This window comes from Actinomadura bangladeshensis, from assembly GCF_004348335.1.
GTDB lineage: Bacteria > Actinomycetota > Actinomycetes > Streptosporangiales > Streptosporangiaceae > Spirillospora > Spirillospora bangladeshensis.
In genome coordinates, this window is record NZ_SMJW01000097.1 from 19186 (window position 1) to 27340 (window position 8155).

7 protein-coding genes and 1 pseudogene are annotated in these 8155 nt (G+C 75.0%); all 8 read left to right on the forward strand.

The features are described from left to right. Positions 1-765 (forward strand): protocatechuate 3,4-dioxygenase subunit beta, encoded by a 765-nt coding sequence (gene pcaH / locus E1284_RS19895; RefSeq protein WP_341770404.1) that lies wholly within the window; start codon positions 1-3, stop codon positions 763-765. Next, positions 765-1328 (forward strand): protocatechuate 3,4-dioxygenase subunit alpha, encoded by a 564-nt coding sequence (gene pcaG / locus E1284_RS19900; RefSeq protein WP_131941055.1) that lies wholly within the window; start codon positions 765-767, stop codon positions 1326-1328. The genes pcaH and pcaG overlap by 1 nt, the downstream gene beginning before the upstream one ends. Next, on the forward strand, positions 1318-2535 hold the full coding sequence (gene pcaB / locus E1284_RS19905) for a 3-carboxy-cis,cis-muconate cycloisomerase (protein ID WP_131941056.1): 1218 nt from the start codon (positions 1318-1320) through the stop codon (positions 2533-2535). The genes pcaG and pcaB overlap by 11 nt, the downstream gene beginning before the upstream one ends. Next, positions 2532-3302, forward strand: coding sequence for a 3-oxoadipate enol-lactonase (pcaD, locus tag E1284_RS44055; protein ID WP_424923493.1), 771 nt, complete (start codon positions 2532-2534; stop codon positions 3300-3302). Before pcaB ends, pcaD begins: the two co-directional genes overlap by 4 nt. Positions 3303-3400: 98 nt before the next feature. Then, a pseudogene (pcaC, locus tag E1284_RS44060) lies at positions 3401-3763 on the forward strand (4-carboxymuconolactone decarboxylase); the annotation flags it as partial. Between the two features lie 27 nt (positions 3764-3790). Continuing rightward, complete coding sequence (locus tag E1284_RS19925) at positions 3791-4603, forward strand: IclR family transcriptional regulator (protein WP_243714604.1); 813 nt, start codon at positions 3791-3793, stop codon at positions 4601-4603. Between the two features lie 52 nt (positions 4604-4655). Further along, a complete protein-coding gene (locus E1284_RS19930) occupies positions 4656-5813 on the forward strand; it encodes a 4-hydroxybenzoate 3-monooxygenase (protein WP_131941058.1) in 1158 nt (385 codons plus the stop codon). A 145-nt stretch (positions 5814-5958) separates the two neighbouring features. Next, the coding region (locus tag E1284_RS19935) for an MMPL family transporter (RefSeq protein ID WP_131941060.1) at positions 5959-8155 on the forward strand (2197 nt) is incomplete at its 3' end.

Sequence of the window (8155 nt, forward strand, 5' to 3'; positions counted from 1 at the left end):
CTGGGTTTCCACTGGGCGGAAGCCTCGTTCGACCCGCCCGGCGCGGGCTGCCAGGGTGGTGGCGGGTCGTCCACGTGGGAACGCAGAAGGGAAGGGCGCATGACGCATCCTCCGTACCTGTACCCGGGCTACAAGAGCACCGTGCTCAGAGCCCCGTCGCAGGAACTGATCATGCCGAAGCTCGGCCCGGACAGCGTCGAGCTGACCTCGCCGGTCTTCGGGCACCAGGAGCTCGGCCGGCTGGACGAGGACCTCACCGTCCAGCACTCCGGCGAGCCGCAGGGGCAGCGGATCATCGTGACCGGGCGGGTGCTCGACGGGGGCGGCCGCCCGGTGCGGGGCGCGCTGGTGGAGGTCTGGCAGGCGAACGCGGCCGGCCGGTACAACCACCTCGGCGACATCCACCCGGCGCCGCTCGACCCCAACTTCACCGGCGCGGGGCGCTGCCTCACCGATGACGACGGCCGCTACCGGTTCATCACGATCAAGCCGGGCGCCTACCCGTGGGGCAACCACCACAACGCCTGGCGGCCCGCGCACATCCACTTCTCGGTGTTCGGCACCGCGTTCACCCAGCGGCTCGTCACCCAGATGTACTTCCCCGACGACCCGCTGTTCGCGTTCGACCCGATCTTCCAGTCGATCCCGGACGAGAAGGACCGGCAGAAGCTGATCTCCCGGTTCGACATGGACATCACCAAGCCGGAATGGGCGCTCGGCTACCAGTGGGACATCGTTCTCGGCGACACCCCGATGGAGACCTGATGAGCACTTCCCCATCCACCTCCTCAGCGGCGACGCCGTCCCAGACGGTCGGCCCCTTCTTCGGCTACGCGCTGCCCTACGCGGCCGGCCCGGAGGTCGTGCCGCCGTGGCGGCCGGACGCGATCCAGGTGCGCGGGCGGGTCCTCGACGGGGCCGGCGAGCCGGTGCCCGACGCGCTGCTGGAGATCTGGCAGCCCGACGGGGACGGTGCGATCCCGCGGCGCCCCGGCGGCCTGGTCCGGGACGGGCACGGGTTCTCCGGCTTCGGCCGGTGCGGCACCGACGCGGCCGGCGGCTACCGGTTCAGCACGGTCAAGCCCGGCGCGTCCGGCGGCGGCGCCCCCTACATCGCCGTCCTCGTCTTCGCCCGCGGCCTGCTCAAGCCCGTGGCCACCCGGCTCTACTTCCCCGAGGACGAGGCCGCCCACGCCGGCGACCCGCTGCTCGCGGAGGTGCCCGCCGAGCGCCGCGCGACCCTGGTCGCCGAGCGCGAGGGCGAGCGGGAGTACCGCTTCGACATCCGGCTGCAGGGGGAAGGGGAGACGGTCTTCCTTGCCTTCTGACGATCACGGGGCCGCCGAGGGGCGGGAGCCGGCCGCGCTGCCGGACGCCGCGCCGGACGCGGGCCTGCTGTCCCCCGTCCGCGCGGGGACGGAGGCGGAGGCCGCCACCAGCGACCTGGCCTACCTGACCGCGATGCTGGACGCCGAGGCGGCGCTCGCCCGCGCGCAGGCCCGCCTCGGGATCATCCCGGCGGCGGCGGCCGCGGCGATCACGGCCGCCGCCGACGCGGGCCGGTTCGACCTCGTCGCGGTGGCCCGCCGCGCCCGCGGCTCCGGCAACCCCGTCGTGCCGCTGGTCGCCGACCTGCGCCGCCTCGCCGGGGACGCCGGCGAGCACGTGCACAAGGGCGCCACCAGCCAGGACATCGCCGACACCGGCGCCATGCTCGTCGCGGCCCGGACCAGGCGCGCCGTCCTCGCCCACCTCGACCGGGCACTGGACGCGCTGGCCGGGCTCGCGGCGCGGTACCGCGACACGCCGATGCCGGCCCGCACGCTCGGCCGGCAGGCGCTGCCGACGACGTTCGGCGCCAAGGCCGCGAACTGGCTGATGGGCTGCCTGGACGCCCGTGAGGGCCTCGCCGCCGTGCCGCTGCCCGTCCAGCTCGGCGGCCCCGCCGGCACCCTGGAGGCGTTCGGCGAGCGGGCCCTCGACCTGGTCGCCGCCTACGCCGAGGAGACGGGGCTGGCGTGTCCGGTCCTGCCCTGGCACACCCGCCGCGCGCCCGTCGCCGGGCTCGCGGCGGCGCTGGCGTTGGCCGCCGGCGCGGTCGGCAAGATCGCCACGGACGTGTGGCTGCTGTCGCAGAGCGAGGTCGGCGAGGTCGCCGAGGCCGCGGGCGCCGGCCGGGGCGGCTCGTCGTCGATGCCGCACAAGCGCAACCCGGCGCTGTCGACCCTGGTCCGCTCGGCCGCGCTGCAGGTGCCGGCGCAGGCGCAGGTGGTCCTCGCCGCGCAGGCCGCGCCGCACGAGCGGCCGGCGGGGGAGTGGCACGCCGAGTGGCAGCCGCTGCGCGAGTGCCTGCGCCTCACCGGCGGCGCCGCCGAGACGGCCGCCGAGCTGCTGGAGGGCCTGGAGGTGTCCACCGAGCGGATGCGGGCCGACCTGGACGACCTGCTCGGCGTGCTCGGCGCCGACCCGGGGCCCGGCGGCGCCGCCGCCCTCGTCGACCGGGCCCTCGACGCGTATCGGAGAAGCCGCCGATGATCAAGCTGCAGTACCGCCTGGACGGCCCGGAGGACGCGCCCGTCGTCGTCCTCGGCCCGTCCCTCGGCACGTCCATGGACCTGTGGCTGCCGCAACTGCCCGCCCTGACCCGCCACTGGCGCGTCCTGCGCTACGACCTGCCGGGCCACGGCGGCGCGCCCGCACCGGACGGCCCCGTCACCGTCGACGACCTCGCCGGCGGGGTCACCGCCCTGCTGGACGGCGCCGGCGCCGAGCGCGCCGCCTACGCCGGAGTGTCGCTCGGCGGCGCGGTCGGCACCGCCCTCGCCCTGCGCGACCCGGGCCGGGTCGCCAGCCTGATCCTGTGCTGCACGTCCCCCCGCTTCGGCGACCCGGGGCCCTGGCGGGACCGGGCCGCCCTCGTCCGCCGCGAGGGCGTCGGCCCGGTGGCCGACTCGGCGGCGGGGCGCTGGTTCACCCCCGCCTTCACCCGGGCGGAGACGTACACCGCGATGCTCCGCGCGACCGACCCCGAGGGGTACGCCGCCTGCTGCGACGCCCTGGCGGAGTTCGACGCGACCGGACGGCTCGGCGAGATCACCGCGCCGACGCTGGTGATCGCCGGGGCGCAGGACGGCCCGACGCCTCCGCACGGCCACGCCGACCGCCTGGCCGAGGGCGTCCCCGGCGCCCGGCTGGCCGTCATCGAGGGCGCCGGCCACCTGGCCAACGCCGAACGCCCCGGCGCGGTCACCGAGGAGATCACCGCGCACCTGGACCGCACCTGGAAGGGACACCGCACATGAGCCGGGAGCGCCCCGCCGACGGCGACACGACACGCGGCGGCACGGGAGGCGGCATGACGGACGGCGGCATGACGGACGGCGGCATGACGGACGGAGAGCGGCACGCGCGGGGCATGGCGACGCGCCGCGAGGTGCTCGGCGACGCGCACGTCGACCGCGCCGAGGCCCGCAAGGACGGCTTCACCGCCGATTTCCAGGACATGATCACCCGGTACGCGTGGGGCGAGATCTGGAGCCGCCCCGGCCTCGACCGCAGGACCCGCAGCTGCATCACACTCACCGCCATGGTCGCCGGCGGCCACCTGGAGGAGCTGGCGATGCACGTGCGCGCCGCCGTCCGCAACGGGCTGACGCACGAGGAGATCAAGGAGGTGCTCCTGCAGACGGCGATCTATTGTGGAGTGCCCGCCGCGAACTCGGCGTTCGCCGTCGCCCAGCGGGTACTCGCCGAGCAGGAGTGACGGGCGCGAGCCCGGGCGGAGGGCCACGTGGCAGCTGACAGGGTGCGGGACGCCCGCCCGGTGAGCGTGGCGGGCAAGGTGATGGCGATCCTGAACGCCTTCGCGCAGGGCGGCGTCCGCCTGAACCTCAGCGAGATCTGCCGCCGCTCGGGGCTGCCGCTGGCGACCGGGCACCGGCTCGTCGGCGAGCTGGCCGCCGGCGGGTTCCTGGAGCGCGTCCCCGACGGCACCTACCGCATCGGCACCCGGCTGTGGCGGATCGGCAGCCAGGCGCCCGCCGTGACCGGGCTGCGCGAGCTGGCGCTGCCGCACATGGAGGACCTGTACGAGGCCACGCACGACAACGTCCAGCTCGGGGTGCTGCGCGAGGACCGGGTGCTGATCGTCGAGCGGCTGCGGGGGACCCGCTCGGTGCCGGTCGTGACGCAGGTCGGCGCGATGCTGCCGCTGCACACCACCGGCGTCGGCAAGGTGCTGCTGGCGTACGCGCCGCCGGAGGTCCGGGAGGAGATCATCTCCGCCGGGCTGGCCCGGCACGCGGTGCGGACCATCACCGACCCGGCGAAGCTGCGGCGCGACCTGGAGCGGGTCCGCCGCTCCGGCTACTCGCTCACCCGGGACGAGATGACGCTCGGCGCCTCGTCCATCGGCGCCCCGGTGCGGGACGCGGCGGGCGAGGTGGTCGCGGCGGTGTCGCTGGTGGCCGGTACGCGCGGCGCCGACCTGCGGCGGCTGCTGCCGCCGCTGACGACGGCGGTGCGGGCGCTGTCGCGCGATGTGGCCGCGCACTGGAGCGGCGATCCCGACGCGTTTTCCGGTGAGCGGAAAACCGGGGCCTGAACCTGCGGCGATGCAGGCCAGCATCGCCGAGTAACGATGACGAGGAGGCTCGATGCGTACCCAGGTCGCGATCATCGGCGGAGGCCCCGCCGGACTGCTGCTGTCCCACCTGCTGCACCTGCAGGGGATCGACTCGGTGGTCCTGGAGAGCCGGGACCGCGACTACGTGGAGCACCGGCAGCGGGCCGGGATGCTGGAGCAGGGCACGACCGACGTGCTGCGCGAGACCGGCGTGGGGGAGCGGCTCGACCGCGAGGGCCTCGTCCACCACGGGCTGGAGCTGCGGTTCGGCGGCGCCGGGCACCGCGTCCCGCTGACCGACCTGACCGGCCGGACGGTCACCGTCTACGCGCAGACCGAGATCGTCAAGGACCTCGTCGCGCGGCGGCTGGCGGACGGCGGCGACGTGCGGTTCGAGGCCGAGGTCGTGGGGCTGGACGCGTCCGCGCCGAGCGTCACGTTCCGCAGCGGCGGCGAGACGCGGACCCTCGACTGCGACTACATCGCGGGCTGCGACGGGTTCCACGGCGTCAGCCGCCCGGCGGTGCCGGACGTGCGGACGTTCGAGCGGGAGTACCCGTTCGCCTGGCTCGGCATCCTCGCCGACGTCGCGCCGTCCACCGAGGAGCTGATCTACGCCAACCACGACCGCGGCTTCGCGCTGCACAGCCTGCGGTCGCCGCAGGTCAGCCGGCTTTACCTGCAGGTGTCGCCGGACGAGGACATCGCGAAGTGGTCCGACGCCCGGATCTGGGACGAGCTGGCGACCCGGTTCGCCACCGACGACGGCTGGAAGCTGCACGAGGGCCCGATCACCGGCAAGTCGATCACGCCGATGCGCAGCTTCGTGGCCGAGCCGCTGCGCCACGACCGGCTGTTCCTGGCCGGGGACGCCGGGCACATCGTCCCGCCGACCGGGGCGAAGGGCCTCAACCTGGCCGTGTCGGACGTGATCGTGCTGGCGCGGGCGCTCTCCGAGCGGTACGCCTCGGGCTCGCAGACGCTGCTCGACGGCTACTCCGACGCGTGCCTGCGGCGGGTCTGGCGGGCCGAGCACTTCTCCTACTGGATGACGACGCTGCTGCACGTCGACCCTGCCGCGAGCGACTTCGAGCGGCGGCTCCAGCGCTCCCACCTGGACTACGTGGCCTCGTCTGAGGCGGCGAAGACGTCGCTGGCGGAGAACTACGCCGGCCTCCCCATCCTCTAGGGGGACCCGGTCCCCGGCGGCGGAGTGAGATGCACGTCACGCAGTTTGGCAGTGCCTGAAATTTTGCCGCTTGGGCAAGTTCGGTCTAGCGTGGACGGGTCACGGGTGAGATGTCCGCGTTTCCGGGACCGACTTGGGGGACCCCTTGGCCACGCTCCTGTACCGGCTGGGCCGGTTCTCGTTCCGCCGGCGCGGACTGGTGGCGCTGCTGTGGGCGGCGCTCCTGGTCCTCGCCGGGGCCGGGGCGGCCACGCTGAAGGGCCCGACGTCCGACGACTTCTCGATCCCCGGCACCGAGTCGCAGCAGGCGCTCGACGTGCTCAAGGACAAGATGCCGCAGATGTCGGCGGACGGCGCCACCGCCCGGGTCGTCTTCGCCGCCCCCACCGGGTCCACGGTCACCGACGCGTCCGGCAGGGCGGCCGTCGAGCGGGTCGTCGGCAGGCTGAAGACCGCGCCCCAGGTCGCCTCCGTCGTCGACCCGTACCGGGCCGGCGCCGTGTCGAAGGACGGCCGGATCGCCTATGCCCAGGTCACCTACGAGGTCACGCCGATCGACGTGACCGACGGGGCGCGGGACGCGCTCGCCGCCGCCGCCGAGTCCGGCCGCGACGCCGGGCTCCAGGTCGAGATGGGCGGCACCGCCACCCAGGCCATGCCCGAGCAGAGCGCCGCCGAGGTCGTCGGCGTCGCGATCGCCGCCGTCGTGCTGGTCATCACGTTCGGGTCGCTGGTCGCCGCCGGGCTGCCGCTGCTGAACGCGATCCTCGGCGTCGGCATCGCGATGGCGGCGATCACCGCGGCCACCGGGCTGTTCGAGATGAGCTCGATGACCTCGACGCTCGCGCTGATGCTGGGGCTCGCCGTCGCGATCGACTACGCGCTGTTCATCGTCTCCCGCTACCGCCACGAGCTGGAGGAGGGGCGCTCCGGCGAGGAGGCCGCCGGACGGGCCATCGGCACCGCCGGGTCCGCGGTCGTGTTCGCCGGGCTGACCGTCGTCATCGCGCTCGCCGGCCTCGCCGTCGTCGGCATCCCGCTGCTCACCGAGATGGGGGTCGCCGCCGCGTTCGCCGTGGTCGTCGCCGTCCTCATCGCGCTGAGCCTGCTGCCCGCGCTGCTCGGGTTCGCCGGCCGCCGGGTGCTCGGCGGGCGGATCCCCGGCCTCGGCGGCGGCCGGCCGCGGCACGGGCGGGCCCCCGCGGGGGAGCGGTGGGCCCGGTTCGTCGTGCGCCGCCCGCTGCCGGTGCTGCTCGCCGCGATCGCCGTCCTCGGGATCATCGCCGCGCCCGCCCTCGACCTGCGGCTCGGGCTGCCCGGCGACGAGGCCGCCGCGTCCGACACCACCCAGCGCAAGGCCTACGACCTGCTGTCCGACGGCTTCGGCCCCGGCTTCAACGGACCGCTGATGGTCGTCGTCACAGGAGACGCGGGCCGGGCCGCCGCCACCGCCCGGCGGTTCGCCGGCGAGGTGAAGGGCATGGCCGACGTCGCCGCGGTGACCCCGCCGGTGCCGAACGCGTCCGGGGACACCGCCGTCCTCAGCGTGGTGCCGAAGAGCGGGCCCGGCACCGAGCGGACCGAGGACCTCGTCGCCGGCATCCGCGCCCGCGGCGCGGCGACCGGGGCCGGCGCCAAGGTGACCGGGCAGACCGCGATGGCGATCGACGTGTCCGCCAAGCTCGGCCAGGCGCTCGCGCCCTACCTCGCCGTCGTCGTCGGGCTCGCGTTCATCCTGCTCCTGCTGGTGTTCCGGTCGCTGCTCGTCCCGCTGAAGGCGACGCTCGGGTTCCTGCTCACCGTCGCGGCCACCTTCGGCGCGGTCGTCGCCGTGTTCCAGTGGGGCCGGCTCGGCGGGCTGCTCGGCGTCGGCGAGACCGGCCCGATCATGAGCATGATGCCGATCTTCCTGATCGGCGTGGTGTTCGGGCTCGCCATGGACTACCAGGTCTTCCTCGTCACCCGGATGCGCGAGGAGCACGTGCACGGCGCGCCGCCCACCGAGGCCGTCGTCACCGGGTTCCGGCACGGCGCGCGGGTCGTCGGCGCCGCCGCCGTCATCATGATCGCGGTGTTCGCCGGGTTCATCGCCTCGTCCGAGCCGATGATCAAGATGATGGGGTTCGCGCTGGCCGCCGGGGTCGCCTTCGACGCCTTCGTGGTACGGATGACGATCGTCCCCGCGGTCATGGCGCTGTTCGGCCGCGCCGCGTGGTGGCTGCCAGACTGGCTCTCGCGCGTGCTGCCGAACGTGGACGTGGAGGGGGAGCGGCTCCGCCACCTGCTCGACGACGACACCGGCGGGCCCGCCGCCGACCGCGAGCCCGCGCACGCCCGGACCT